This window comes from Tissierella sp., from assembly GCF_052089545.1.
Lineage (GTDB): Bacteria > Bacillota > Clostridia > Tissierellales > Tissierellaceae > Tissierella_A.
Window position 1 is genome coordinate 1 of sequence record NZ_JBQDAA010000013.1, and the last position, 25,004, is coordinate 25,004.

Here is a 25,004-nt window from a genome sequence, read left to right on the forward strand (position 1 = left end):
TTATCTTACATATAGCACCAGGGGAATATTTAAATGTTATGAAATAAAAGTTTCAAAAGCTGATTTTTATAGTAATAATAAGCTTTCTTTCCTAGGAGATTATAATTACTATGTTATGCCTATAGAATTGTATGAAGAAGTTAAAGAAGATATAGATAGTCATATAGGGGTGTTTGCTTTTGATGGAAACTTGTTGTCATCTGTAAAAAGAGCTAAAAAGCAAGAACTTGGGGCTTGTAAAGAGGTATTAAAAGACTCAATGATTAGGTCTTTGTATAGGGAAAGTGAAAAGGTAATAAGTAACGAGGATACTTTAGAAATAGAAAAAATTAGAAAAGAATTAAATAGATATAAGAAAAAAGCCCATCAAAATTATAAGGATCATATGGATTTAAGAAAAAGCCTCTATAAAAAATATGGTCAGACTTGGAAAGAAGGATTATAAATATAGGAATGATATTTACTGAAGAAGTTTTATAAAAGGAGATGGGAAGTATGAAGGATAGATCAATTTTTGGTATTATACTTGTTTTATTAGGGATTGGATTTTTATTGGAACAATTTGATATTATATCTTTTAACAATATAATTAGTAGCTATTGGCCAATTATATTAATAGTTATAGGTGTAGTGGGTTTATTGAAAAAAGGTTCTTCAAAGATAGGAAATGCAATTTTACTTATACTAGGTATTCTTTTTCAAGTTAGAAACTTGGGATTAATAGATATCAATCTATTTAAACTGTTTTGGCCTATTATTCTAATAATTATTGGGGTCAATATTATATTTTCTAAGAATAAAGTATCTAACAATGAAGATTTTCGTGATAGTTCAGATGGGATGAGTGCAAGAGTAAGTTTAGAAGATAGGATAGATGAATTTGTAATATTGTCTGGAATGGAAATAAATATTGGATCTCAAGAATTTAAAGGTGGTAAAATAACGGCAATAATGGGTGGTGTGGAACTAGACCTAAGGGACGCAAAACTACACAATAATAAAGCTACAATAAATATAAATACAGTTATGGGTGGTGCAGAGATACATATACCTGAAACTTGGAAAGTAGAGCATAGTGGGACTCCTATACTTGGAGGATTTAGCAGTAAAAAAAGAGTTAAGATAGATTCAAACTCTCCTGTGCTAAAGATTAATTATACTTTGATAATGGGTGGTATTGAGGTAAAATAAGATAAGTACGATAAACTAATACATTAAATAGACCTCTTCTAAAAGGACTTCGTCCTTTTAGAAGAGGTCTATTTTTCATTATCCAGATTATAAGGTTAAATTCATTGACGAAAATCCCATGCTACTATTTATTTCTTATCTATAACTTTATTTCCTTTAAAATAAACAGATTTTATTTCTGAAGGATCTGTTATTTCTAGACCAGGAACCCTAGTTGAGACTATAAAATTTGCATATTTTCCTTTTTCAAGACTTCCATATAGATGATCTTTTCCAAGAACTTTAGCAGCATTTAAGGTTATCAACTTAAGAATATCATTTTCATCTAAACCAGCACAGGATAAAAGTTTCATACTAGGATTTGAAATTAACATTAGACTTTCAGGGCCGCGTTCCTTAGTATCATTGAAAGGTAACCAATATACCCCTGGGAAAGCTGGTAAATAACTGTCAGTTGATATGGCAAGAGGTATATCTTCACTTACAATTAATGCAATCTCTTCTGGCGAATTAGGCCTAAGATGAGTTCCACCAAGAGGGGTGGCAACTATCATTTTACCTTGGTCTTTTACTCTTTTTATTTGATCTCTATTTATACCATGTGCATGATGAATTATATCTAAATCTGATTCTAGGGCCATATCTATAGCTTTTTTTCCAGCTATATGTGCGCCAATTTTCTTACCTTTACTATGATATAAATCTACTATTTGCTTTAATTCTTCTAAACTGTAAATTATTTCACCAGACCTTGGAACGTCTTCTCCTTTAAAGTTTGCAGGTGTTGCATTTAAAAAGATATTTTCACCAGGGTATTCATTATTTTTTATTATTTTATTTAATATATTTTCATTTAACAAATCATCTCTATTTACAGGTGTGGAACCTGTCACAGATGTAAAATGGGCTAAATCTGGAAGGCCTATGGATATACTGGTAGCTGCAAATACTATATCCATAGGAAGATTATTTATAGATTTTTTATAATCAGAAATAGTTAAATTACACCTAGGATGACCACAAATCTGTTCACCTAAAGCTGTAATACCACAAGATAAAGCATGGAAAAGAACTGCTTTTCCCGCCATTAAATGTGAGTGTTTAGTTGCATTTGGATAAAGTAGGCTAGTTGCAAACTCTAATAAATGTGTATGACAATCTATTAAGGAAGGTGTAATAATATTGTTTCCAAAATCAAATACTTCATATTTGTCGTATTTATTTTTTATATTATCCCAAAAATCTATATCTTTAATTTTTTCATCTTCTATTACCATAGCTCCGTTTAGAAGGCTACCTTTTGAACTCACAGTAACAATTTTTTCTGATTTAACTATATATTTATTCATTAGATATCATCCTCCTAAATCACGAACGGTGTAATAAAATAAGCTATTAAAAAAGCTGTTATAATTCTAATTATAGATCCTAACATACTTGAAATGATTATTTCCCTTTCATTTAAGTCTGAGACCCTTGCCCATGTTACAGGTACTTGACCTATAATTACTGATAAGGGAAAACCGGAACAAGCTACAACAAATGAACCAACAATAAGTTTAGGATTTATTTTTGTAGTTATTTCAGTAAGTTGAGCTACTGCTAGTGTAGGACTTGCTAGTATTGACATTATTCCAGTAGATGGTTCAATACTTAGAAATTGTAAAAATGATGCAAGACCTGTTTCGATATATTGCCATATGCCTGCAAACTCTAATACTCCTATAATTGTAAACACTGCTGCTACAGCTGGTATTATAACTAAGAATAAAAGTTCGGCACCTTCTCTAGCAGAATCAAATATAGTTTGCAAATAAGATGTTTGTGGAGTAAATCTAGGAAGTTCCTCTATATAAACTTCCTTTGTATCCCTATAACATGTTTTAGATAATATAAAAGGAACCACTATTAGTGGAACAAATATAGCTAAAATAATTATAGGTAAGGGCTTGATCCCAAACTTGTTTAAAGCAATAAGCCCAATCACAAATGTAACAAATGATTGAGGTGATTGAATCATAGTAGATATTGCTATTTTTTGTTCAGATTTAGTAGCCTTTGCCTTTACTAGGACTGGAGCAGCAATTTTCCCTGCAGCGTTAATATCTCCTAGTATATTATAAATACTAGGTATAACTACAGAAGGATTGATCTTTAAAACTTTCATAATAGGTAAAAACATTCTGATTAAACCATCAGTAAAACCTAACCTTTCAAGAACTTTACCTACTATAACACTTACTATTATAGCTATACCAACCTCACTAGTTAAAAATATATCTATAACAATAGGGGAGACTTGATCAATTATTGTCTCGAAAAGGTTTGATAGTGCACTAGGTTTAAAAAGTAGGACCAGTAAGGATATTATAACTAAAGAGATTCCTATTTTTTCATCCTTATTCCAACGATTCCTTTCTTCAGATAGTATCAATTTTTTATCTTTCATAACGTCACTCCTCTCAAGAATTCTATATACAATTATCATATGTATTTTTAGGCTTTAAGTGAGAGTCTACTGAAAGTATTATAGATAAATGTTATTGTATTTGGACTATAGGATAATTGCATAGGAGTAATTTTTAATATATAATTGTAGGAACCATATGAGATAAGGAATTTGATTATTAATAAAGATAGATCTTTAAATTCTGTCTTTAGAAAGGACTGATCTATTATTTTTAATAGGAAAAAACTATTAGATTATATTATAAAACCTTTTTTTGCAATATTGTCTATAGCAGGAATACTTCTAGGAATTCAATACGAATACATATACTTTCTTATATCTTTAATTGGACTAGTAGCTTTAGTATATATAGATATATGGGAGAAAAAGGAACTAGTAAGAATTTCAAAAGAAAAACTTAGAGAAAAATGGGGAAAGGAACATAATGAAAAAAGAGACTTTTCTTCTATCAGAAAGATATATGACTTTTTAAAAAACAAAGAAAATATAGATTTTGTTATAGATGATATAACGTGGAGAGACTTAAACATGGATTTAGTTTTTTCAAAAGTAGATCACACTAAGTCTTTACCTGGGGTACAGTGCTTCTACGATCTACTTAGAAAGCCATTATTTGATGAAAAAGAATTGAAAGAAAGAAATAGTGTTATAAATTCACTTCTATATGAAAAAGAGATAGTAAATGAGATCCAATACCCCCTTTCTCTTCTAGGTAAAAAAGACTGTAAAGAGATTTTCAAGTATTTTGAAAATGGAATGAATATAGATACAAAATACTTAAGCTTATATAGAATAATGTCAGTACTCCCAATTATAGGAGCGACTTTTTTTCTTATAAATAGTCAATTAGCTTTGATAACACTTTTCACATCTATAATTATAAATGCTATTATATATCAGAGAAATAAAAATAAGGTTTATAGAGAAATTGCAATATTTAAATATACAGGAGCTTTAATAAAAACGGCTAAAGATATAGTCAAGGTAGATACCGATGGGCTAGATATTGAAAAGGAAGAATTAAAAGGATTAATTAAAAGTACAAAAAAGATTTATAAAAACATTTCATCACTTATTATTAGTGAGGAAAACATGCCACAACTTTTTCAAATTTTGTATGACTATATAAATATGCTAATACTTAGGGAAACTATTACTTTTTATAAAACAGTAAAGCAAATGGACAAACAAAAGGAAGATATATTGAAGATATATATAAGAATAGGTAAGTTGGATTCATATATAGCAATAGCTTCTTATAAAGATGGATTAGACTTTTTTACGGAGCCTGAATTAATAGATGATAAAGGGTTTTTTATAGAAGTAGAAGAACTATACCATCCACTTTTAGAAAAACCTGTACCATATTCTTTTAAATTAGACAATATTGGAGCCTTAGTTACTGGATCAAATGCTTCTGGAAAATCAACTTATTTAAGAACTATAGGAATAAACACCTTATTTGCACAGACATTTTATATTGCACTTGCTAAGAAATATTGTGCTAATTATTATCGACTATTAACTTCAATAGGAACAACAGATAGTATAGAAGAAGGTGACAGTTACTTTATGTCAGAAGCTAAATCTCTCAAGCGAATAGTAGATAGTTTAGATGATAAGTTGCCAGTTCTTTGTATTTTGGATGAAATATTTAGAGGTACAAATACGGCTGAAAGAATAAGTGCAGCTAGGGAAGTTTTAGACTATATGATAGATAGAAATACTTTAGTAGTAGCTGCAACTCGTGATATAGAGCTAACAACTATGGTAAATAAAAGCTTCCACAATTATCATTTTAAAGAATCTATTGAAGAAAATGATATCACATTTGATTATCTTTTAAGACATGGTCCGGCTACTAGTAGAAATGCAATTGCTATTTTAAGATATCTTGGATATCCAAAGATGATCTATGAAAAGGCAGATAAAAGAGTAGAGGAATATGAAGAAAAGGGCTCTTTTTATTGACTTTGATTTTTAAAAAGAGTATACTTAAATTATTAAGAATAGCTGGCGATGGAGTTCGCCCTTAACCGCATAAAGCTAATGACTCCTACAAGAATGCAGATATATCTGTATTTTTGTAGGAGTTTTTTATTTGAGAAGGAGATGTATAAAAATGGCATTTAGTTTGGGAATTATTATAATATTAGGGCTTATATTTAATAAATTATTTGAAAAAATTAAGCTTCCAGGACTATTGGGATTACTTATACTTGGAATTTTGATGGGGCCATATGGAATGGATTTATTGGGAGAAGATATGTTAAGTGCTTCGGGGGACTTAAGAAAGATAGCTTTAATAGTTATACTTTTAAGGGCTGGACTTGGAATAAGAAGAGAGGATTTAAAGAAAAATGGCATTAGTGCTTTTAAGATGAGTTTTATACCAGGCGTAATAGAAGGCTTTACTATAGCTTTTATATCAATTAAATTATTAGGATTCACCTTTATACAAGGCGGAATACTTGGTTTTATAATAGCAGCAGTTTCCCCAGCTGTAGTAGTTCCATCTATGTTAAAGATGATAAATAAGGGTCTTGGAAAAGAAAAAGGTGTTCCAACTTTAATAGTGGCAGGCGCATCTATAGATGATGTATTTGCTATAACTATATTTGGTGTGTTTTTAAGCCTTTATAGTGGAGAAAGATTATTAGAAAAGTAAGTTTTAAGGTAAATAGCTCCTATAAGAAAGTTTTCTTATAGGAGCTATTTACTATCTATTCCAAATTTATTCTTATAAAAATGTATGGCAAGTTGAGTCCTATCTCTAAGACAAAGTTTATTTAACATAGTTGATATGTAGTTTCTAACAGTTCCTTCACTTAAGAAAAGTTTATTTGCTATTTCTTTATTGTTTAGTCCATCTGCTATTAAAAGTAAAATATCAAACTCTCTTTGAGATAGATCTATATCTATATTCTTATTTTCACTAGGGTTTTGTTGAATGGTGGATACTATTTTTGAATCAAAAACTAGATTACCAGAATGAACTGCATTTATAGCAGGTATAATACCTTTTATATTTTGCTTTAGTATATAGCCCTTACAACCTAGATTAAGGGCTGAAGATATGTATTCATCATCTTGAAATGTAGTTATAAGTAATATTTTAGCTTTAGAGTCTATTTTAAGAATCTTTTTAGTAGCCTCTATTCCATTTAAACCTTCCATCCTTATATCCATAAGTATTAGGTCAGGTCTGTGTTTTTTAAACAAGCTAATAGCTTCAAATCCATCATATCCTACAGCTAAAACTTCTATTTTATTTGATTGTACAATAGTCTTTAAAGAATTTACTACTAGATAGTCATCGTCTACTATTATTATTTTCATGAGGATCATCCTTTCATTAAAGTTATGTAGATTTTAAAACCTTTATCAAATCCATAGTTTAAAAATCCATCATACTTTCTAGCTATTTCATCCATCGATAATAAGCCTATTCCTTTATTAGATATACTTTCAAGTTGACTAAATTTACTGCCATTATCTTTTATTATGATCGTATAAAACTTAGCTTGTGTTAAAAGACTTATATGTAGTTTTGTAGCATTTGAATGTTTAAGACAATTTGTGATAGATTCTCTTATAATAGACAATATATCAAACTTGAAATCATAGGTGAGTGGACCTTCTAACTTATATATAAGATCTATATCTAAGGAATTTACTTCATCACAAATATCTTTAATTCTTCTTTTCAAATCAAGAGACTCATTATATAAATTATGAATACTATCTCTAATATCACTCATACCACTACTTAAAGTATTTTGAAGAGTATCTAAGCCTTGGAGACTAGTATGGTTAGAAGTAGAAATTTTCAAAGCTTCTACTTGCAAAATGCTACTGCTTATAGAGTGACCTATGGAATCGTGGATTTCTCTCGCTATTCTATTTCGTTCAGTAAGAACTGCTATATGAATATTCTTTTCCTTATCTACATTAAGCTGTTCGGTATATTTTTTTAAATAAATAGCATCTTCCTTTAATTCATCTCTTATTACCTTATTTTCATTGAAAAAAACATTAAAATTTTCTGTCATAAAAGAAAAATAGGTTGAAATTAGGGATATACATAAATTTACTATAGAAAAATTTATATAAGTTAAGCTTAGCCCTAAAAAAGAATATATTCTAAAGTCTAAATATCCATTATAAAGGATTAGAGGTAGATAATAAATAAAAAAATTGTCATAAAAACAAAGTCCTAAAAAAATTATGTATATAAGGATTTTCATTCTTTTATATTTAATTAAGTCTAAGGAAAAAGAAATTATAATACTTACAAGAAAAAACAGCACTAGGTCATTGGTTTTATCTATTAGATAAGTATTTACAAGACAAAAAGTGATTATTAACAGTTTTTCTATAAAGGTTCTCATAAGCATCTCCTATTTAAGTAAGGTAAATTTCTAAATTATGATTTAATTATACTAATAGTTCTTAAAAAATACAAGAATATGACATTTGTCATAGGAAAATAGTGATACTATACACTACCCTTAAATTCAAGGGTTGATATAATTAATGTAAGATAAAAAGGAGGGGTGATGTATATGATAGTTAAGGTTGAAAATTTAGTAAAAAGATATAAGGAATTAATTGCATTGGACCACTTTAATATGGAAGTTAAAGAAGGGGAAATACTTGGGCTCTTAGGACCTAATGGATCAGGTAAAACTACAGCAATAAATTGTATGCTTTCATTATTAAACTTTGATAAAGGCTATATAGAAATACTAGGAAAGACTATGAAGTTTGATTCATACCATATTAAAAGACAAATAGGTATAGTTCCTCAAGAAGTATCTATATTTGAAAATTTAAAAGTAATAGAAAACATAGATTATTTTTGTGGACTATATATAGATGATAGAAAAACTAGAGAAAGATATGTAAAAGAAGCCATAGACTTTGTAGGGTTAAAAGATTATCAAAGGTTTTTCCCGAAAAAATTAAGTGGAGGATTAAAGAGAAGGCTTAATATAGCATGTGGTATAGCACATAAACCAAAACTTATATTTTTAGATGAACCAACAGTTGCAGTTGATGCCCAAAGTAGAAACTTTATACTTGAAGGAATAAAAAAACTTAATAAAGAGGGGAGTACTATTATTTATACAACCCATTATTTAGAAGAAGCAGAAATGCTTTGCGATAGGATAATAATAATGGACAAGGGTAAATCTTTAGTTTCTGGAACAATAGAAGAGTTAAAAAACATGATAAATACAAAAGAAAAGATAATAGTTGATTTTGAAGATATAAAGGTGGAGACTATAAAAAAATTAGAGCTTATACCCCATGTGATTAGTATAGAAAATTCTAATACGGAATATACCGTAAAGTTTGAAAATGGAAGAAATAATTTATCTAATCTATTGGATTTTATAAAAGAAAATAACTTAATATATACAAAATTATATAGTAAACTTCCTAGTTTAAATGATGTGTTTTTAGAGCTAACGGGGAAGGAGCTGAGAGAATAGTGAAAGAAATATGGAGAAATTCTATATATATAGGTAAAAATATTTTTAGAGATAAGAGCTTTACCTTTTGGGAGCTTATATATCCAATAATCTTGGCTACTTTCTTTTATACAGTATTTAGTGGAATTACAAGCCAAGAAATAAAAACTATAAATATAGGTATACAAAAGGAAAATGAATTAGCTTCTATATTAGAGCCAATAGATATATTAAATGTAGTTGAAGTCCCAGAAGAAGACGTGGAAGATAAATTAGAAAATGGAGAAATAGCTGGCTTTGTAAGGGAAGATTTAAGTCTCCTAGTTGATAGGTCAGAATTAGATCAAACTGTTATAAAAAGTATATTAGATCAAATCCATCAGATGACATTATTTGATGAATCTATAGAAAACCTAGATTTCAGTGTAGATTATTTAAAATATAAGAATCAAAAGTCTAACGGGATAATAGTGATATTTTATTCTCTTATAGCTATGGTATCAACATATGGAGTTTTTCCAGGTATTGAAGCTGCCTTGATATCTCAGCCAAATTTATCTAATATAGCTGCAAGAATAAATACAACACCTATTAAAAAATCAAATTTTATAATATCTGGAGTTGTAGTGGGACTAATAATAAATATATTATCAAATATTTTACTTTTTATATTTTTAAAATATGTTTTTAAGTTAGATTTATTTATAAACCTACCATATAGTATTATATTTATACTTTTAGGAAACTTATTTGGTATATCACTTGGTATCTTTATAGGGGTGTCAAACAAATTAAGTTCAGGAGTAAAAGTAATGATATCTATAGTATCTACCTTGGTTTTATCATTTTTATCAGGCATGATGTCTCCTGATATTAAAATTTTGATTGAAAGACATCTTCCCATACTTTCAAAGATAAACCCTATTGCCATAATTACCAATAGTTTATATAAAGTAAATCTTTTAAATAATACAAAAGATCTTTCAAGCGGGATCTTAATTTTACTTTCTTATTCAGTTGTATTAATTTTAGGCTCATGTCTTTTCATAAGGAGGAGACAATATGACAGTATATAAATATTTTTTAAAAGCAGCTTTAAGGCAAAAGTGGATAATATTAGGATACACCGCTATATTTCTTGTACTCTCAATAATAAATGGAGCTAGCACAGAAACTGAAAAACCAGCCTTCATGGAAAAAGATATGGAAATAGGAATAGTCGATGAAAGTAGGGGAGATCTTTCGAAAGAATTAATAGATTATTTAGATGGAAGCAATACTTTAATAAGACTAGAAAAGAATATAGAAAATATAAAAGAACAGATATTTCTTGAAGCTTTAGACGCAGTAATTATAATACCAAAGAATTTTGAAGTTTTAGTAAGCCAAAAGAAACCAGCTCTTGAAATATTTAAAGATGATAGAAAAATGGCGCCTTTACAAGTTGAAAATGAAGTAAATAAATTTTTAGTGTTTGCAAATTCTAAAGAAGTAGATGGCACTTTTGATTTAGAAAAGGTAAAGGAAACTTTAAATAAAGAAGTAGAGGTTAAACTTATGGATTCAGATAAGATGGTTAAAAATAAAAATGCAGATGATTGGTTTAAAACATATTTTAATTTTACAGGTTATATAATAATAGCTATATATGTTGCGGTAATAGGACTTATAATGACTGAATTTAATGATAAAAAAATTCAAGATAGAATGAAAATATCATCTAAAAGATTTTTAAGGTTAAATATGGAAATACACCTTGGACAAGTGATAGTAGGAGTAGTTATAACTTTCCTTATTATATTAGGAGGTATAGTATTAAAAGGAAAGCATATAGGTCAAGTAAACTTCTTGAAATATGTAGTAAATGTATTTATATTTTCATTTGCTATACTTTGTTTTACATTCTTAATAAATAATTTAACTAAGAGTAAGTTTGTAATCAATGGGATGAGTACAGTGGCATCCCTTGGAACAGCATTTATTTCTGGTATATTTGTTCCACAAGAATTTTTAGGGGAAGGTGTTTTAAGAGTAGCCAAATTTTTTCCAACATATTATTTTGTAAGAATAAATGAAACCCATATAAATTCTTTCTTTGATGTAAAATATGAATTGTTTATGCAGGTATTGTTCGCCTTAACCTTCCTTTTGATGGGATTATATTTTTCAAAGATCAAACAAAAGAGTTAAACTTTTAATTTGACAATTTTAAAAGTATAATGTATTATAAAGACGTAATAAAACGGGTGCTCGAACTATGGGCTGAGAAGAATTGTTTTCTAACCGTCAACCTGATCTGGATAATACCAGCGTAGGAAGCAAATATATTGAGAATCAGTAAACTTCAATTGTATTTAATCCTCTCTGGTAGCCAGGGGGGATTTTTATATGTTTAAAACTAAAAAATACAGGAGGAATTATAATGAATGCAAGTGTAGCTATTCAAGTTTTACCAGATGTAGGAAGTGATGAGGAAGTAGTAAGGATAGTGGATGAAGTTATAGCCTATATAAAATCTACAGGATTATCTTCATATGTAGGACCGTTTGAAACTGTAATTGAAGGTGACTATGAAGAGCTTATGGAAATTGTAAAGCAGTGTCAATATATTGCCATTGAAGCGGGGTGCCCATCTATAATCGCTTATGTAAAGATTAATTTTAAACCAGAAGGTGGGGTTTTAACAATTGATAAAAAGGTTAGGAAACACCATAAATAAAGCATCATCCTATGTATTTATAGTGTCGATACTTGTCATGTGGCAAGTTTTATCTATGGCAGAAATTGTACCATCCTATATGCTTCCGTCACCAGTAGAAGTTGTAAAAGCCTTTATAGCAGATTTTCCACTGCTTATGTCACATGCAAGGGTAACTCTCTTGGAGGCATTTTTAGGATTGGGGTCGGGAGTTATATTAGGTTTTATTGTTGCAGTTTTAATGGATAGGTTTCAATTTTTATATAAAGCCATCTATCCACTTTTAGTGATAACACAAACTGTACCGACGGTAGCTATAGCTCCTTTGTTAGTTTTGTGGTTAGGTTATGGCATATTACCAAAAATAACGCTTATTATAATTGTAACATTTTTCCCAATTACTGTAGGGCTTTTGGATGGGTTTGATTCTTCAGATCCTGACGCCATAAGACTTTTGCAATCAATGGATGCTAGTAAAGGACAAATTTTTAAACATATAAAACTTCCAAGCTCCCTATCACATTTTTTTGCAGGTCTTAGAATATCTGCTTCATATTCTATAGTAGGAGCAGTTATATCAGAATGGCTTGGAGGATTTAGTGGACTTGGGGTTTATATGACAAGAGTAAAAAAATCTTATGCTTTTGATAAGATGTTTGCAGTAATATTATTTATATCAGTTATTAGTTTACTCTTGATGAAAGGCGTATCAATTTTACAAAAATATAGTATGCCTTGGATTAAAGAACAAGATAAATTAAAAATATAAAAATAGGAGATAGATATGAAAAGAAAATCAATAATTTTACTTTGTATTTTATGTTTAGTTTTTGTTATATCAGGATGTAGTAAGGAAAATGAAGAAGGAAATGTAGAAGTGGAAGATATACAAGTAGTACTAGATTGGACACCAAATACTAATCATACAGGACTTTATGTGGCTTTAGAAAAAGGATATTTCGAAAAAAATAACTTGAATGTAGAAATGGTTCAACCACCTGAAGATGGAGCTACAGCTCTTGTATCAACAGGTAAAGCTCAGTTTGGTATAGACTTTCAAGACTATATGGCACCGGCACTTGCAAGGGAAGAACCTCTTCCAGTCACAGCCCTTGCAGCTTTAATACAACACAATACATCAGGTATAATATCTCGAAAGGGAGAAGGAATAGATACCCCTAAAGGTATGAGTGGAAAAACTTATGCGACTTGGGACTTGCCTGTTGAAAAAGAAATTATAAAATCTGTTGTAGAAAAAGATGGTGGAAATTATGAAGATATAAAAATGGTTCCAAGTACTGTAACAGATGTTGTTACTGCCTTAAACACAGATATAGATGCTGTTTGGATTTATTATGGTTGGGATGGTATAGCTACTGAAGTAAAGGGCTTAGAAACTGATTACTTTGCTTTTAAAGATATACTACCAGTATTAGATTATTATAGTCCAGTTTTAATTGGAAACGATGAATATATAGAAAAAAACAGTGAAGAAACAAAACTATTTTTACAAGCAGTAGCTAAAGGATATGAATATGCTATAGAAAATCCAGAAGAAGCAGCCAATATTTTAATAGATTTCAATCCAGAATTAGATGAAGAATTAGTAATAGAAAGTCAAAAATGGCTTGCAAATGAGTACAAGGCAGATGTAGAAAATTGGGGTTATATAGATCAAGAAAGATGGGATGGTTTTTATGATTGGTTATTTGAAAATGATTTAATCGAAAGAGAAATCCCTGAAGGATTTGGATTTACGAATGATTATCTTCCTAATTAAGGATATAGAAAGAAATAGGAGAAATAGATGGAAAAAAAGCTTAAAGCAGAAAATATAAGGAAGCTATATGAAGGTAAAGAAATAATAAAAGATGTTTCATTAGAGATTTATAAGGGAGAACTTGTATCTTTACTTGGAGTAAGTGGAGTAGGAAAGACAACTCTTTTTAATGTTTTATCGGGAATTCTAATTCCAGAAGAAGGAAAAGTGTTTTTAGATGATAAAGATATAACTGGTAAGGCAGGTTATATCAGTTACATGCTTCAAAAGGATCTACTTATGCCTTACAAAACAGTGGTAGACAATGTGGCACTACCACTTCTTATAAAGGGTGAAAAAAAGAAAAGCGCTAGACTTAGGGCAGATGCTAAATTTAAAGAATTTGGTATCGAGGGAAGTCAAAATAAATACCCTCATGAATTATCGGGAGGAATGAGACAAAGAGCTGCTCTTTTAAGAACATATCTTTTTTCAAACGAAGTAGCTTTATTAGATGAACCATTTAGTGCACTAGATACTATAACAAAAAGCAAAATGCATAGCTGGTATCTTACTATAATGGAAAAGATAAAGCTATCTACACTTTTTATTACTCACGATATAGATGAAGCAATCCTTCTATCGGATCGTATATATATTATGACAGGACAACCCGGCAAAATAAAATATGAAATTGAGATAGAAACACCTAAACCAAGAGGAGAAGAATTTTTAGTTAGCGAAGATTTCATCTCTTATAAAAAACAAATTTTAAATATATTTAATAATAATTAAATAAAGAAAGAAGCTCCTTATTATCCTGCATAATATTAAAAAATATCAGGTATAGGAGCTTTTTTATTTTGCCCTAACTTTCTAATATAAATAAAATATTTATTAAGTACAATCTTTAAAAGCGGGTATAAGTATTAAGGAGGTGATTAATATGATAGGGGTTATGGATTGGATAGAAAAAGAACTACTTATACAACCAGATTTACAAGTAAAAATCTTTAAAACCATGTTTATAATATTTATAATGATTTTGATATATTTTGCTATAAGAAAACTACTGTATAATTTAGTTGAGGATAATCAAGTATATTATAAAGTCAAAAAAACAGTCTCATATATAATTGTTATAATAATATTTATAATGGTTGGAAGGGTTTGGTTTGAAGGAGTCCAATCACTTGCTACTTTTATTGGTCTTTTTTCAGCCGCTTTGGCTATTGTAATGAAGGATGTAATTTTAAATATAGCAGGATGGATTTATATAATATTGAAATCACCATTTAGGGTTGGGGATAGGATAGAAATAGGTGATATAGCCGGAGATGTAATAGATGTACAAGTTTTTTCTTTTGCACTTATGGAAATACAAAACTGGGTAGATGCAGATCAAAGTACAGGTAGAATAGTTTATATACCAAATGTTTTTATCTTTAACAAAGCTCTTTTAAACTATAGTAAAGGAATACCTTATATTTGGAATGAAATACCTATATCAATACCACTTGAAAGCAATTGGAAAAAAGCTAAATCTATACTGACTGATATAGCAGAAAAGTATGGAGAAGTTATAAGTTCAAAGGCGGAAGGAAGTATAAAAGAAGCTTCCAAAAAATTTAGCTTGTATAATGCTCAGCTAAATCCTACTGTATATACTAAAATTGATCCAGACTCAACATCTATTATATTGACAATAAGATATATGTGTTCATATAGAAATAGAAGAGGTAGTGCAGAAAAAATATATGAAGACATATTAGATGAGTTTATGAAACATAAAGATATAGAATTTTCTTATCCTACACAAATTATATATACTGAAGATGAAAAAAATAGGGTAATAAATACTAGGTTTTAGGAGGCTTAATTATGTATCATCAAGATTGGCTTATGAGGCAGATTGAATCTATGACAAAGGTAATAGCTCGTTTTATTTTTAAAAGAGAAATTGTAGAATATGAAATAGTAGAGGAAGCAAGTTTTGAAGGTGCAAATTTTCTTTATAGAAAGATTCTTGAGCTTTTAAATAGAGGGCAAATAAATGAAGGGGAGAATATATTATTTAAAAACTTAGATAGGGAAAATCTTAATTATTTACTTATAGGTTTAGAATTTTATACTAGAATAAATAAATTAAGTGATGAAGAACTTTTAGATGCAAATTTTAGTAGAGGAGAATTAAAGAGTGGCTTAGAAGATCTTGGAAAAGCATATGGAGTAAGTCCAATACTTTCTCTAATAAAATAAAAACAAGATTAAAGATACGTATCTTTAATCTTGTTTTTATTTTAAGGGATTAAGTTTTCTTGAATTGTTCCGTCTTTTCTATGGACAACTACTTTAACATTTTCATTTTTAGCTAGTTCCTTTGCTTTTTCTAAAGCTTTTTCTTTAGTCTTATAAATATGACTTACCCTTTGATTACCTTCTCGTAGTATTCCCCATTTTTCATTGTGGGGAACTACATGCTGATCGTTTCCATCTGTTTTTATAATTGATCTTTTAGAAGCCCATTCTTTAGCTTGAGAAATAGCTATAGCTATAGCTCTGGATTCATTATAATCATCTTCTAAAAGTGCATTTGCTATTTCTATAGCCTTATTTCGAGTGGAGTCTTCTAAGTTTTTCATCGAATTTGGATAATCATCCCTAGACCAAGGCATTAAAAACCTCCTATTCTTGCTTAATTCCTACATACATATATCTACCCTGTAAAAAAATAATATAACTGATAAGTGAATAGTTTCATATTAATAAAATAAGGGTAAGTTACTAATAATAGTACCATAGAAGAGGAGGGGGTTTATATGTTATATTTTGCTTATGCAAGCAATTTAAGTAAAGATTATATGCTTTCTAGATGTCCCGATGCAGTTCCTATAAAAAAAGCACGGTTAAAGGGATTTAATTTAACATTTAATGAATTAGCAGATATTGTAGAAGATAAAAATGAAGAGGTTTTAGGTGCTATTTATGTAATATCAAAAGAGGAACTGGATGTACTCGATACTTTAGAAGGATATCCAGATCTTTATAATAGAATAGGGGTAGAAGTTTTTGATGAAAAAGGTAACACTTATGAAGCTTTAGCCTATATAATGACTGAGAAAAAACTAAAAAGTCCACCTGAACATTATTATAAATTACTCCTAGATGGATATAGAGATTGGGGCCTTTCTTTAGAAAAATTGGAAGCTGCTAAGGAAAGTGTAAATAGTTAGGGGTGGACTTTATGGAAAAAAGGATTAAGCTATCTATTTTAATCATATTTGTAATGACATTTTTAACTGGATGTATTCCAGGAGATGAGTCATATACAATGATAAACCCTGCTGGTTTTTTATCAGGTTTATGGCATGGATGGATTGCACCTATATCTTTAATATATTCTATAATTGATAGAAGCAAAGGAATATATGAAGTTATAAATACTGGATTTTGGTATGATTTTGGATTTTATATTGCTATTATAAGTGGATTTGGTGGAATCTCTCTTTCAAGAAAGAAAAAAACAAGAAGATATAGGAATAAAAGATAAGTTTAGTATTTAAATACTAAACTTATCTTTTGTTTTTCATTTTATAAACTTGCACTTACACCAGCTATTGCACCATCGGATGCTGATGTTACACCTTGTCTTATAGATTTATTTATTATATCACCTGCAGCAAAGATTCCAGGGATATTTGTTTGCATTGATTTGTCAGTTACTATAAATTCATTTATTGTACCTAGTTTATCTGAGCGGTGTATTATATAAACCTTTTTAGCAATATTGGCTAAATAAAAGGACAGGAAATCCTGTCCTTTTAATCTCTAACTTTCTTTTGCTATATTATAAAGAGTTTTTACATGAACACCTGTAGCGCCTTTGGGAAGATAGCCCATTTTTTTATCTAGATATGCTGTAGCTGCTATATCTAAGTGAACCCAAGGCTTTTCATCTATAAATTCTCTTAAAAACAATCCAGCTGTAATAGTACCAGCTCCACGACCTGCAACATTTTTTATATCTGCAAAGTCACTTTTTAAAAGCTCTTCATATTCTGGGTTTGTTGGTAATTCCCAAATCGGTTCGCCAGCAATAGTTGAAGCAGTTTCAACTTCAGCCATAAGCTTTTTATTGTTTGTAATTGCACCTGTATTTACATCACCTAATGCTACAACACAAGCACCTGTCAATGTAGCAAGATCTATAATCTTATCAGCCTTTGCAACGGTTGCAGCATACCAAAGTGAATCAGCTAATGTTATTCTTCCTTCAGCATCTGTATTTAGAACTTCTATAGTTTTGCCAGACATAGATCCTATAATATCACCTGGCTTATAAGCTCCACCAGAAATTAGGTTTTCACAAGCGGCTACTATTCCAACTACATTTTTCTTTAATTTGTTAGAAGCTATAGCTTTCATAGCACCTATAACAGTTCCAGCTCCACCCATATCACAATACATTGTATCCATACCAGATGTTGGCTTGATAGAGTAACCACCAGAGTCATAAGTTATGCCTTTCCCTACAAGTGCAAGTTTTTCATCTGATAGAGGATCTCCTTTATAATTCATCACTATAAATTGAGCTTCTCTTTCTGAGCCTTTAGAAACGGCTAAAAAAGCATCCATTTTGAGATCTACGATTTTTTCTTTTCCAAAGATTTCAACATCTACTCCAAGATCTTTTAAGTTTTCTTTTGCACTATTTGATAAAACTTCAGGGTACATATTTATAGCTCTTTCATTAACTAAATCTCTAGCCAAAAACACAGAATCCATAACTAATTCTGTTTCTTTAATAACTTTTTCTAATTCTTTTTTTTGTGATTCTTCTACATCAAAATTAATACTATTTACTTTAAATGTATTTTTCTTTTCGCTTAAGTATTTATCAAAAGCATATTCAGAGTGAAGCAATCCTTCAACTACTGCACTAGTAACATCTTTAATAGAAAAATCATTTAAGGATCTTAGCTCCATACCTATATCATTAATTTTAAACTTTTGCAATTCTTTTCCAGCCTTAAATAGTGATTTTCTTATACTATTAAGTGTTAATTTATCTTTTTTACCAAGACCTACCAATAAAACATTTTCTCCATTTAAGGAAAAGTCACCATAAACTTCTCCAGTCTTTCCTTTAAAAAGTTCCTTTTCTTTAAGAAAATTTAAAAGTTTATTGCCAGTTTCAATAGTTTCTGTTTCTTCAAATACTAATATAGCTTTTGAATCAACTTCATTGTTTAAATAAAATTTCATTAAAACACCTCTTTTTATATTTATATAATAGTATAGCAGAATTTAAGTTAATATTCATATTTTATAAAGAAATTCATGTTTCAATGATTAAAAAAAAGAATTAGTGTCATACTAATATTGTAAAATAAAAAATAGGAGGAGTCATTATGGCACTTAAAAATACGATTAATTTAAACAATTTAACACAGCAAGAATTAAACACTGTTAAAGAAATTGCTGGAGCACATGTAACTATGAGTAATAAATTTGAAGCTTACTCCAATCAAGTTCAAGATCCCCAGTTTAAACAATTATTTAAGCAGTCAAGTACGGATGCAAAAACTACAGCTACAAATTTAATAAATTCACTATAGGAGGGTAAATATGAAAGAAAAAGATATTGTTAATGATATATTAGCCGGTGCTAAGGCAAGCATAGGATCATATACTACTGCAATTACGGAGTGTTCAAATCCACAACTTAGATCTACACTGCAAACATTAAGAAATGAAGCAGAGCAAATGCAATACCAAATGTATCAAATGGCCGAACAAAAAGGATATTATAAAGCGGCTCCTGAAGCACCACAGCCGGATGTTCAAACAATTAAAACTGATTTACAATCTTCTTTACAAGGATAAGAATAATATATATTAAGATTTTTAAAAGCCCTTATATGAATAACAAAATTCATATAAGGGCTTTTTGTTTTAGCTTAAACTAGTGTATAATTAGTTAAAGTTAAAATCTATTTAAAAGGAGAAAACATGAAAACCGGAGTAGATATAGTAGAAGTTAAAAGAATAAAAAAAATATTAGAATCAAAAAAGGATCCTTTCTATAAAAAAATCTTTACACATAATGAAATAAAATATATAAAAAGCAAAAAACACAATCCTAAAACTGTGGCTGGATTATTTGCATGTAAGGAAGCTGTTTCTAAAATGTTAGGAACTGGGATTGGAGTTGTAGGATGGAGGGATATAGAAATTTTACATGATAAGAATAATAGACCTTATATAAATATAAAAAGTAGAGTCAATAATTTTTTAAAAAAGAATGGTTTAAATCATATAGAAGTGTCCATATCTCATGAAAAATCATATGCTATTAGTTTTGCTATAGGTTTTTTAAAATAAAGAGTATAAATATAAAACATACAAATATAAATATAGTATATATAGCTGCTAAATGAAAGGCGGTAAAAGACTTGAAAAAAAATATAATATTTATTATATCATTTATATTTATATTACTAGTGGGATGCGGTGAAAATGAAGATCGTATATTAAAAAAAGCAAATAAAACAATGGACGAAATTGATAATTATGAATCTTTGTTAGATATTAGGATAGATACAGAAGATAATAAAGCTTCATACAAAATGAAAGAAACATATAAAGATAAAGGGCCATTGGTAGAGGTTATGTATCCAGAAGAAAATAATGGTATTACTTTAGAGTACCAAGACGATAAAATAATTATAGAAAATTCCTCTATTGAACAATCGATTACATTGGAAAGAATTAAAAATTTAGATAAAGGCTTTTTATTAAAAGATATAATTGATAATATAGGAGATTTTACATATATAAAAGAAGAAACTATAGATGGAGACAAATACTATGTTTTTAAATATATCTTTAAAAATCCTAATAAATATAATCATGAGAAGATTTTACTTTTAGATAAAAAAAAATTTATCCCATATAGTTTAGAGGTTTTAGACAAAGATGGCGTGGTTCATACTACTATTTTTTATAATAAATTTAAAAGCCTTCCATAGGGGCTAGGTAAATGATATAATTGAATAGACTTTTATAAATTATACTAGTAGTTAGGAGAAAATCATATGAAATATTTAGAAGGAGCAGGTGCAACAATAGTTGAAATAAATTTAGATAACTTAGCATATAATATAAAAAAAGTGAGAAACTATATAAAGAAGGATACTCTTATTATGGCTGTAGTTAAAGCAAATGCATATGGACATGGAGCTGTTAGTGCTGCAAAAGTATTTTTAGAAAATGGGGCAGACAGATTAGGTGTTTCTGTATTAAGAGAAGGAATAGAACTTAGAAAAAAGAATATAAAAGCTCCAATCTTACTTTTAAACTATACTCCATCTAATCAATATAGGGATGTGGTAAAATATGATATCATACCGACCATATTTAGATATGAAGATGCAAGGATACTTTCAGATCTAGCTGTATCTATGAATAAATCAATAAATATCCATATCAAAATAGATACTGGAATGAGTCGAATAGGATTTTTACCAAATGAAGATTCCATAGAAGATATATTAAAGATTTCAAAGCTAGCTAATATAAAAATAGAAGGTATATTTACTCATTTTGCTAAATCAGATGAATTGGATAAAAATTTTACTAAAACACAATTTAAAAGATTTATGGATGTAGTCAATAAATTGGAAGAAAAAGGACTACATATAGATATAAAACATGTTTCTAATTCAGCAGCAGTAATAGATATAGGAGAATATAATTTAGATATGGTAAGACCTGGAATTATATTATATGGATACTATCCTTCAGCAGAGGTAAAAAGACAAAATCTACATATAAAACCTGCTATGACTTTGAAGTCTAGCATATCTAATATAAAAACTATAAAAAAAGGAACAGGCGTAGGATATAATCATTTGTATATAGCTGAAAAGGATGTAAGGATAGCTACTATTCCTATTGGATATGCTGATGGATATTCAAGACTACTTGCTGAAAAAGCCTATGGATCTATAAATGAAAAAAAGACAGAAGTAGTTGGCAAAGTTTGCATGGATCAAACAATGCTAGATATAAGCAGTATAGATAATCTAGGAGTAGGAAATGAAGTTAAACTTTTTGGATATGATGATAAATCTTGTCCTACAGTAGAAAAGATTGCTAGTTGGATAGGTACATCAAACTATGAAATAATTTGCATGATAAGTAGAAGAGTTCCTAGAGTATATATGAAAAATGATAAACTAGATCATGTAGTAGACTATATTTTAAACTAGAAGTTTTAACAGGTTGACATAAGATAGTCTATAAAGATATAATTACTTTAGAGTATTGTTTTATTAATCATACATACAATTAAAAAAGGGGGGGAATTTATGATTGAATTTGATCAGAGGATCCCGATAAAATATAGTATACATAATGATTTTGCTTTGAAGTACTTAAAACTATATTTTGAACAAAGATGGCGAAGTGATATTTATGAAAACCTTAAAAATGGATATAGTGAAATGAGAGATATTAACTTAGACTTAGCTGAGATAGGATTAAAATATGATATGGAAGATTTATATTTTTATGAGTCAAGTCTAGTAGGACGTGAAAAACTGTGATAATAAGAAGAGGCGATGTTTTTTATGCAGATTTAAGCCCTGTAATAGGCTCAGAACAAGGAGGCGTTAGACCTGTACTTGTTATCCAAAACGACATAGGTAACAAATATAGTCCAACTATTATAATATCAGCAATCACATCTCAAATTAATAAAGCAAAACTACCTACACATGTGGAGATAGTAGGGCAAGAATATGGACTTCCTAAAGATTCGGTAGTTTTATTGGAACAAATCAGAACTATAGATAAAAAAAGATTAAGAGAAAAGATAGGAAGATTTGATGATAATATGATGAGATATATAGATGATGCTTTAAGGATAAGCGTAGGACTTGTATCTCTCAAATAAAACAGCCATACATATGAAAAAACACCATATTATATCTTGATATAATATGGTGTTTTTATAATTAAGATGCTTATACACATAAATTTAAATCCCTAAGAATACTCTAGTATAAAATGGAGAATGGGGGATGGATATGAAAAGATATATGATTTTTGGAGTGGTACTTTTAGTTGTTGTAGGAAGTCTTTTTTTACCTAAGATTTTAAACAATAACAATAATGATGAAATAAGATATAAGCAAGTTTTAGATGATGAAATTCCAGAAAAGATAAAAGAAATGCTACCCACTTATATAATGGAAGAGAGAGCTTTGACCTGTAAATATGAAGATGAGATCTATATTATTGTAGCTAGGGGAGAAAAAAAATCTAAAGGATATAATGTAGAGATAGAAAAAATAATTAAAGAAAACATAGATAAGGATAAATTTGATATTAGGGTATTTGCAGAATTTGAAGATCCCAAAATAGATGAAGTTCTTCCACAAGAATATAGTTATCCTTATACTGTAGTAAAAACAAAACTTAAAAACATGCCTGAAGAAATTCATTTAGATATTGAATATGATGACTAAATAAAATAATTAATTTTGCAATTATATAAATCTATGATATAATATCTTCAATTAAAACATACTAAAATACTATGAATTGGTAAAGTATTCTATACTCTGTATTAAAGAGAGGATTCTATGGGTGAAAAGAATCTATACAGGTGTAGCAAGAAATGCACCAATGAGTTTATGGTCGAAGATGAGTAGACTTATAGGGAGTTCCCCTTACAGAACAAAGGTAAAGATACCTTAATAAGCTAGGAAAATTTTCCTAAGCAGAGTGGAACCGCGAAATAACCTTTTGCCTCTGTAATATACAGAATGCAGAAGGTTATTTTTATGTTTTATGAAATTAAATAAAATCAGGAGGTACAAATATGATCTTTAATAATATTTATGAAACAGTAGGTAAGACACCAATCATAAAGTTAAATAATCTACAAGAAGAAGACAGTGCAGATATATTTGTGAAGGTGGAGTCCTTTAATCCATCTGGAAGTGTTAAAGATAGGGCTGCATTATACATGATAAAAGATGCAGAAGATAAAGGAATATTAAAAAAAGGAGATACTATCATAGAGCCTACAAGTGGCAATACAGGAATAGGTTTAGCAATGATAGGAGCAGCTAAAGCTTATAGAGTAATTTTAGTTATGCCAGAAACGATGAGTGTTGAAAGAAGGAAAATATTAAAGGCATATGGAGCAGAACTGATCCTAACTGATGGAAAAAAAGGAATGTCTGGTTCAGTTGAAAAAGCAAAAGAGCTTGCTAAAGAAAATGGGTATTTTATGCCAAATCAGTTTTCAAATCAAAACAATGTAAAATCTCATTATCAAACAACAGCAAATGAAATAATAAAAGATACAGGGAAAAATCTAGATGTATTTATAGCAGGAGTTGGGACTGGGGGAACAGTTTCAGGAACAGGTAAAAGGTTAAAAGAAGCTATAGATAATATTCACATAGTTGCAGTAGAGCCAGCAGAATCCCAAGTTTTATCCGGTAAAAGTCCATCTCCACATAAGATTCAAGGAATAGGTGCCGACTTTATACCGACTATATTTGATAAAGAAGTGGTAGATGAAATAATTCAAGTTGAATCTGAAGAAGCTATTAAATACGCTAGATTGTTAGGGGAAAAGGAAGGAATACTTTGTGGTATATCATCTGGAGCAAATTTAGCGGCGGCTATTATTATGGCAAAGAGATTGGGCAAGGGGTATAGAGTATTAACAGTATTGCCTGATACAGGTGAAAGATATCTGTCAACAGATCTATAGTAGGGAGTGATATTATGATAAGTTTTATAAAAAAACAAGGCTATAATGTATTGAAGATGGATCCAGCTGCTAAAAATTTATTTGATGCAATAGTTTCATCTCCTAGTATAAGGGCGATGATATATTATAAAATAACGAACAAGCTTTATAAAAAAAGCACTATATACTTGCTAAAATGATAGCTCAAAGAGCTAGAAGAGTTACCGGCATAGAAATAAATCCAGGGGCTAGTATAGGCGAAAATCTATTTATTGATCATGGTATGGGAGTTGTAATTGGTGAGACCGCAGAAATTGGTGATAATGTCTTAATGTATCATGGAGTAACTCTTGGAGGTGTTGGTGGGGATAGAAACTCTAAAAGACATCCTACAGTAGAAGATGATGTTATAATAGGTGCAGGTGCAAAGATACTTGGCCCTATAACAATTGGTAAAGGCGCAAAGATTGGAGCAAATGCAGTAGTGTTAAAATCTGTTCCACCTTATGCAACCGCAGTTGGTATACCTGCTAGGATCATAGAAAAAGTAATTTAAGTAGAGTGATTGAATAAATAAAAAGGGGCTGTTTCATAACTATTAAATTAGTTATGGAACGCCTCTTTTTTTATGCTTT

At 29.3% G+C, this 25,004-nt stretch carries 33 protein-coding genes, 2 riboswitches and 1 other annotated feature; of the genes, 26 read left to right on the top strand and 7 right to left on the bottom strand.

The window, feature by feature from the left end; genetic code table 11:
• Together ACTHW2_RS02200 and ACTHW2_RS02205 are read left to right on the top strand one after the other, a co-directional pair.
• A partial coding sequence (locus ACTHW2_RS02200) for a hypothetical protein (RefSeq protein ID WP_442262095.1) occupies positions 1–445 on the top strand: 445 nt, incomplete at its 5' end.
• Between the two features lie 50 nt (positions 446–495).
• Positions 496–1,191 (top strand): LiaF transmembrane domain-containing protein, encoded by a 696-nt coding sequence (locus tag ACTHW2_RS02205; RefSeq protein WP_442262096.1) that lies wholly within the window; start codon positions 496–498, stop codon positions 1,189–1,191.
• 128 nt (positions 1,192–1,319) lie between these two features.
• Here the strand turns inward: ACTHW2_RS02205 and ACTHW2_RS02210 are convergent, their stop codons facing one another.
• Positions 1,320–2,540: an amidohydrolase family protein gene (locus ACTHW2_RS02210; protein ID WP_442262097.1), complete on the bottom strand. Its 1,221-nt coding sequence runs from the start codon at positions 2,538–2,540 to the stop codon at positions 1,320–1,322.
• Positions 2,541–2,554: 14 nt separating this feature from the next.
• Positions 2,555–3,640: a hypothetical protein gene (locus ACTHW2_RS02215; protein WP_442262098.1), complete on the bottom strand. Its 1,086-nt coding sequence runs from the start codon at positions 3,638–3,640 to the stop codon at positions 2,555–2,557.
• 282 nt (positions 3,641–3,922) lie between these two features.
• On the opposite strand from ACTHW2_RS02215, the gene ACTHW2_RS02220 reads away from it, so the two are divergent.
• Both ACTHW2_RS02220 and ACTHW2_RS02225 read left to right on the top strand, forming a co-directional pair.
• On the top strand, positions 3,923–5,632 hold the full coding sequence (locus ACTHW2_RS02220; RefSeq protein ID WP_442262099.1) for a MutS-related protein: 1,710 nt from the start codon (positions 3,923–3,925) through the stop codon (positions 5,630–5,632).
• A gap of 35 nt (positions 5,633–5,667) precedes the next feature.
• Positions 5,668–5,727, top strand: a riboswitch (Fluoride riboswitch).
• A 56-nt stretch (positions 5,728–5,783) separates the two neighbouring features.
• Positions 5,784–6,329 carry a cation:proton antiporter domain-containing protein gene (locus ACTHW2_RS02225; RefSeq protein ID WP_442262100.1) on the top strand — a complete coding sequence of 182 codons (546 nt, stop codon included), beginning with the start codon at positions 5,784–5,786 and terminating at the stop codon, positions 6,327–6,329.
• A gap of 44 nt (positions 6,330–6,373) precedes the next feature.
• On the opposite strand, the gene ACTHW2_RS02230 is transcribed toward ACTHW2_RS02225, so the two are convergent.
• Both ACTHW2_RS02230 and ACTHW2_RS02235 read right to left on the bottom strand, forming a co-directional pair.
• Complete coding sequence (locus tag ACTHW2_RS02230) at positions 6,374–7,000, bottom strand: response regulator transcription factor (protein WP_442262101.1); 627 nt, start codon at positions 6,998–7,000, stop codon at positions 6,374–6,376.
• Positions 7,001–7,005: 5 nt separating this feature from the next.
• Positions 7,006–7,713, bottom strand: a complete 708-nt coding sequence (locus ACTHW2_RS02235) for a sensor histidine kinase (protein WP_442262102.1) — start codon at positions 7,711–7,713, stop codon at positions 7,006–7,008.
• Positions 7,714–8,220: 507 nt separating this feature from the next.
• On the opposite strand from ACTHW2_RS02235, the gene ACTHW2_RS02240 reads away from it, so the two are divergent.
• The 9 genes from ACTHW2_RS02240 to ACTHW2_RS02280 all read left to right on the top strand — a co-directional run bounded on the left by ACTHW2_RS02240 (position 8,221) and on the right by ACTHW2_RS02280 (position 15,854).
• Positions 8,221–9,159 (top strand): ABC transporter ATP-binding protein, encoded by a 939-nt coding sequence (locus ACTHW2_RS02240; RefSeq protein ID WP_442262103.1) that lies wholly within the window; start codon positions 8,221–8,223, stop codon positions 9,157–9,159.
• Positions 9,159–10,214 carry an ABC transporter permease gene (locus ACTHW2_RS02245; protein ID WP_442262104.1) on the top strand — a complete coding sequence of 352 codons (1,056 nt, stop codon included), beginning with the start codon at positions 9,159–9,161 and terminating at the stop codon, positions 10,212–10,214. The genes ACTHW2_RS02240 and ACTHW2_RS02245 overlap by 1 nt, the downstream gene beginning before the upstream one ends.
• Positions 10,201–11,328, top strand: a complete 1,128-nt coding sequence (locus tag ACTHW2_RS02250; protein ID WP_442262105.1) for an ABC transporter permease — start codon at positions 10,201–10,203, stop codon at positions 11,326–11,328. The genes ACTHW2_RS02245 and ACTHW2_RS02250 overlap by 14 nt, the downstream gene beginning before the upstream one ends.
• 42 nt (positions 11,329–11,370) lie before the next feature.
• Positions 11,371–11,474, top strand: a riboswitch (TPP riboswitch).
• An 86-nt stretch (positions 11,475–11,560) separates the two neighbouring features.
• Complete coding sequence (locus ACTHW2_RS02255; RefSeq protein WP_442262106.1) at positions 11,561–11,857, top strand: thiamine-binding protein; 297 nt, start codon at positions 11,561–11,563, stop codon at positions 11,855–11,857.
• Entirely contained in the window at positions 11,826–12,605 is a 780-nt protein-coding gene (locus ACTHW2_RS02260; RefSeq protein ID WP_442262107.1) for an ABC transporter permease, read from the top strand. The genes ACTHW2_RS02255 and ACTHW2_RS02260 overlap by 32 nt, the downstream gene beginning before the upstream one ends.
• A gap of 15 nt (positions 12,606–12,620) precedes the next feature.
• On the top strand, positions 12,621–13,616 hold the full coding sequence (locus ACTHW2_RS02265) for an ABC transporter substrate-binding protein (RefSeq protein WP_442262108.1): 996 nt from the start codon (positions 12,621–12,623) through the stop codon (positions 13,614–13,616).
• Positions 13,617–13,643: 27 nt separating this feature from the next.
• Complete coding sequence (locus ACTHW2_RS02270; RefSeq protein WP_442262109.1) at positions 13,644–14,390, top strand: ABC transporter ATP-binding protein; 747 nt, start codon at positions 13,644–13,646, stop codon at positions 14,388–14,390.
• 151 nt (positions 14,391–14,541) lie between these two features.
• Positions 14,542–15,465 (top strand): mechanosensitive ion channel family protein, encoded by a 924-nt coding sequence (locus tag ACTHW2_RS02275; protein WP_442262110.1) that lies wholly within the window; start codon positions 14,542–14,544, stop codon positions 15,463–15,465.
• Between the two features lie 11 nt (positions 15,466–15,476).
• Positions 15,477–15,854, top strand: a complete 378-nt coding sequence (locus ACTHW2_RS02280; protein ID WP_442262111.1) for a DUF6483 family protein — start codon at positions 15,477–15,479, stop codon at positions 15,852–15,854.
• Positions 15,855–15,895: 41 nt separating this feature from the next.
• On the opposite strand, the gene ACTHW2_RS02285 is transcribed toward ACTHW2_RS02280, so the two are convergent.
• A complete protein-coding gene (locus ACTHW2_RS02285; protein WP_442262112.1) occupies positions 15,896–16,270 on the bottom strand; it encodes a DUF2188 domain-containing protein in 375 nt (124 codons plus the stop codon).
• Between the two features lie 144 nt (positions 16,271–16,414).
• Here ACTHW2_RS02285 and ACTHW2_RS02290 point away from each other — a divergent pair, with 144 nt between their 5' ends.
• The gene (locus ACTHW2_RS02290) at positions 16,415–16,828 is read left to right on the top strand and encodes a gamma-glutamylcyclotransferase family protein (RefSeq protein ID WP_442262113.1); all 414 of its coding nucleotides are present in this window, start codon (positions 16,415–16,417) and stop codon (positions 16,826–16,828) included.
• Between the two features lie 11 nt (positions 16,829–16,839).
• On the top strand, positions 16,840–17,145 hold the full coding sequence (locus ACTHW2_RS02295) for a hypothetical protein (protein ID WP_442262114.1): 306 nt from the start codon (positions 16,840–16,842) through the stop codon (positions 17,143–17,145).
• A 41-nt stretch (positions 17,146–17,186) separates the two neighbouring features.
• Here ACTHW2_RS02295 and ACTHW2_RS02300 read toward each other — a convergent pair whose 3' ends face one another.
• Entirely contained in the window at positions 17,187–17,402 is a 216-nt protein-coding gene (locus tag ACTHW2_RS02300) for an FAD-dependent oxidoreductase (RefSeq protein ID WP_442262127.1), read from the bottom strand.
• 21 nt (positions 17,403–17,423) lie between these two features.
• Positions 17,424–18,860, bottom strand: a complete 1,437-nt coding sequence (locus tag ACTHW2_RS02305) for a leucyl aminopeptidase (RefSeq protein ID WP_442262115.1) — start codon at positions 18,858–18,860, stop codon at positions 17,424–17,426.
• Between the two features lie 146 nt (positions 18,861–19,006).
• Between ACTHW2_RS02305 and ACTHW2_RS02310 the strand changes: the two genes are divergently transcribed.
• The 11 genes from ACTHW2_RS02310 (at position 19,007) to epsC (ending at position 24,925) form a co-directional block, all read left to right on the top strand.
• Positions 19,007–19,213, top strand: a complete 207-nt coding sequence (locus ACTHW2_RS02310) for a hypothetical protein (protein WP_442262116.1) — start codon at positions 19,007–19,009, stop codon at positions 19,211–19,213.
• 10 nt (positions 19,214–19,223) lie between these two features.
• On the top strand, positions 19,224–19,481 hold the full coding sequence (locus tag ACTHW2_RS02315; protein ID WP_442262117.1) for a spore coat protein: 258 nt from the start codon (positions 19,224–19,226) through the stop codon (positions 19,479–19,481).
• Between the two features lie 126 nt (positions 19,482–19,607).
• Positions 19,608–19,979, top strand: a complete 372-nt coding sequence (gene acpS / locus ACTHW2_RS02320) for a holo-ACP synthase (protein ID WP_442262118.1) — start codon at positions 19,608–19,610, stop codon at positions 19,977–19,979.
• Between the two features lie 71 nt (positions 19,980–20,050).
• The gene (locus ACTHW2_RS02325; RefSeq protein ID WP_442262119.1) at positions 20,051–20,626 is read left to right on the top strand and encodes a LolA family protein; all 576 of its coding nucleotides are present in this window, start codon (positions 20,051–20,053) and stop codon (positions 20,624–20,626) included.
• A 66-nt stretch (positions 20,627–20,692) separates the two neighbouring features.
• A complete protein-coding gene (gene alr, locus ACTHW2_RS02330) occupies positions 20,693–21,868 on the top strand; it encodes an alanine racemase (protein WP_442262120.1) in 1,176 nt (391 codons plus the stop codon).
• A 99-nt stretch (positions 21,869–21,967) separates the two neighbouring features.
• A complete protein-coding gene (locus ACTHW2_RS02335) occupies positions 21,968–22,204 on the top strand; it encodes a CopG family ribbon-helix-helix protein (protein WP_442262121.1) in 237 nt (78 codons plus the stop codon).
• Positions 22,201–22,554 (top strand): type II toxin-antitoxin system PemK/MazF family toxin, encoded by a 354-nt coding sequence (locus ACTHW2_RS02340; protein ID WP_442262122.1) that lies wholly within the window; start codon positions 22,201–22,203, stop codon positions 22,552–22,554. The genes ACTHW2_RS02335 and ACTHW2_RS02340 overlap by 4 nt, the downstream gene beginning before the upstream one ends.
• A 133-nt stretch (positions 22,555–22,687) precedes the next feature.
• On the top strand, positions 22,688–23,128 hold the full coding sequence (locus tag ACTHW2_RS02345) for a protease complex subunit PrcB family protein (protein ID WP_442262123.1): 441 nt from the start codon (positions 22,688–22,690) through the stop codon (positions 23,126–23,128).
• Between the two features lie 62 nt (positions 23,129–23,190).
• Positions 23,191–23,419: a binding site (T-box leader), on the top strand.
• 65 nt (positions 23,420–23,484) lie between these two features.
• Positions 23,485–24,390 carry a cysteine synthase A gene (gene cysK, locus ACTHW2_RS02350; RefSeq protein ID WP_442262124.1) on the top strand — a complete coding sequence of 302 codons (906 nt, stop codon included), beginning with the start codon at positions 23,485–23,487 and terminating at the stop codon, positions 24,388–24,390.
• A gap of 14 nt (positions 24,391–24,404) precedes the next feature.
• The gene (locus tag ACTHW2_RS02355; protein ID WP_442262125.1) at positions 24,405–24,569 is read left to right on the top strand and encodes a hypothetical protein; all 165 of its coding nucleotides are present in this window, start codon (positions 24,405–24,407) and stop codon (positions 24,567–24,569) included.
• Positions 24,566–24,925 carry a serine O-acetyltransferase EpsC gene (epsC, locus tag ACTHW2_RS02360; protein ID WP_442262126.1) on the top strand — a complete coding sequence of 120 codons (360 nt, stop codon included), beginning with the start codon at positions 24,566–24,568 and terminating at the stop codon, positions 24,923–24,925. Before ACTHW2_RS02355 ends, epsC begins: the two co-directional genes overlap by 4 nt.
• Positions 24,926–25,004 lie beyond the last annotated feature (79 nt).

Coding starts and splice junctions, on each gene's coding strand:
- ACTHW2_RS02205 (WP_442262096.1), top strand. CDS start 496: ATGAAGGATAGATCAATTTTTGGTATTATACTTGTTTTATTAGGGATT.
- ACTHW2_RS02210 (WP_442262097.1), bottom strand. CDS start 2,540: ATGAATAAATATATAGTTAAATCAGAAAAAATTGTTACTGTGAGTTCA.
- ACTHW2_RS02215 (WP_442262098.1), bottom strand. CDS start 3,640: ATGAAAGATAAAAAATTGATACTATCTGAAGAAAGGAATCGTTGGAAT.
- ACTHW2_RS02225 (WP_442262100.1), top strand. CDS start 5,784: ATGGCATTTAGTTTGGGAATTATTATAATATTAGGGCTTATATTTAAT.
- ACTHW2_RS02230 (WP_442262101.1), bottom strand. CDS start 7,000: ATGAAAATAATAATAGTAGACGATGACTATCTAGTAGTAAATTCTTTA.
- ACTHW2_RS02235 (WP_442262102.1), bottom strand. CDS start 7,713: ATGACAGAAAATTTTAATGTTTTTTTCAATGAAAATAAGGTAATAAGA.
- ACTHW2_RS02240 (WP_442262103.1), top strand. CDS start 8,221: ATGTATATGATAGTTAAGGTTGAAAATTTAGTAAAAAGATATAAGGAA.
- ACTHW2_RS02250 (WP_442262105.1), top strand. CDS start 10,201: ATGACAGTATATAAATATTTTTTAAAAGCAGCTTTAAGGCAAAAGTGG.
- ACTHW2_RS02255 (WP_442262106.1), top strand. CDS start 11,561: ATGAATGCAAGTGTAGCTATTCAAGTTTTACCAGATGTAGGAAGTGAT.
- ACTHW2_RS02265 (WP_442262108.1), top strand. CDS start 12,621: ATGAAAAGAAAATCAATAATTTTACTTTGTATTTTATGTTTAGTTTTT.
- ACTHW2_RS02270 (WP_442262109.1), top strand. CDS start 13,644: ATGGAAAAAAAGCTTAAAGCAGAAAATATAAGGAAGCTATATGAAGGT.
- ACTHW2_RS02275 (WP_442262110.1), top strand. CDS start 14,542: ATGATAGGGGTTATGGATTGGATAGAAAAAGAACTACTTATACAACCA.
- ACTHW2_RS02280 (WP_442262111.1), top strand. CDS start 15,477: ATGTATCATCAAGATTGGCTTATGAGGCAGATTGAATCTATGACAAAG.
- ACTHW2_RS02285 (WP_442262112.1), bottom strand. CDS start 16,270: ATGCCTTGGTCTAGGGATGATTATCCAAATTCGATGAAAAACTTAGAA.
- ACTHW2_RS02290 (WP_442262113.1), top strand. CDS start 16,415: ATGTTATATTTTGCTTATGCAAGCAATTTAAGTAAAGATTATATGCTT.
- ACTHW2_RS02295 (WP_442262114.1), top strand. CDS start 16,840: ATGGAAAAAAGGATTAAGCTATCTATTTTAATCATATTTGTAATGACA.
- ACTHW2_RS02305 (WP_442262115.1), bottom strand. CDS start 18,860: ATGAAATTTTATTTAAACAATGAAGTTGATTCAAAAGCTATATTAGTA.
- ACTHW2_RS02310 (WP_442262116.1), top strand. CDS start 19,007: ATGGCACTTAAAAATACGATTAATTTAAACAATTTAACACAGCAAGAA.
- ACTHW2_RS02315 (WP_442262117.1), top strand. CDS start 19,224: ATGAAAGAAAAAGATATTGTTAATGATATATTAGCCGGTGCTAAGGCA.
- acpS (WP_442262118.1), top strand. CDS start 19,608: ATGAAAACCGGAGTAGATATAGTAGAAGTTAAAAGAATAAAAAAAATA.
- alr (WP_442262120.1), top strand. CDS start 20,693: ATGAAATATTTAGAAGGAGCAGGTGCAACAATAGTTGAAATAAATTTA.
- ACTHW2_RS02335 (WP_442262121.1), top strand. CDS start 21,968: ATGATTGAATTTGATCAGAGGATCCCGATAAAATATAGTATACATAAT.
- ACTHW2_RS02345 (WP_442262123.1), top strand. CDS start 22,688: ATGAAAAGATATATGATTTTTGGAGTGGTACTTTTAGTTGTTGTAGGA.
- cysK (WP_442262124.1), top strand. CDS start 23,485: ATGATCTTTAATAATATTTATGAAACAGTAGGTAAGACACCAATCATA.
- ACTHW2_RS02355 (WP_442262125.1), top strand. CDS start 24,405: ATGATAAGTTTTATAAAAAAACAAGGCTATAATGTATTGAAGATGGAT.
- epsC (WP_442262126.1), top strand. CDS start 24,566: ATGATAGCTCAAAGAGCTAGAAGAGTTACCGGCATAGAAATAAATCCA.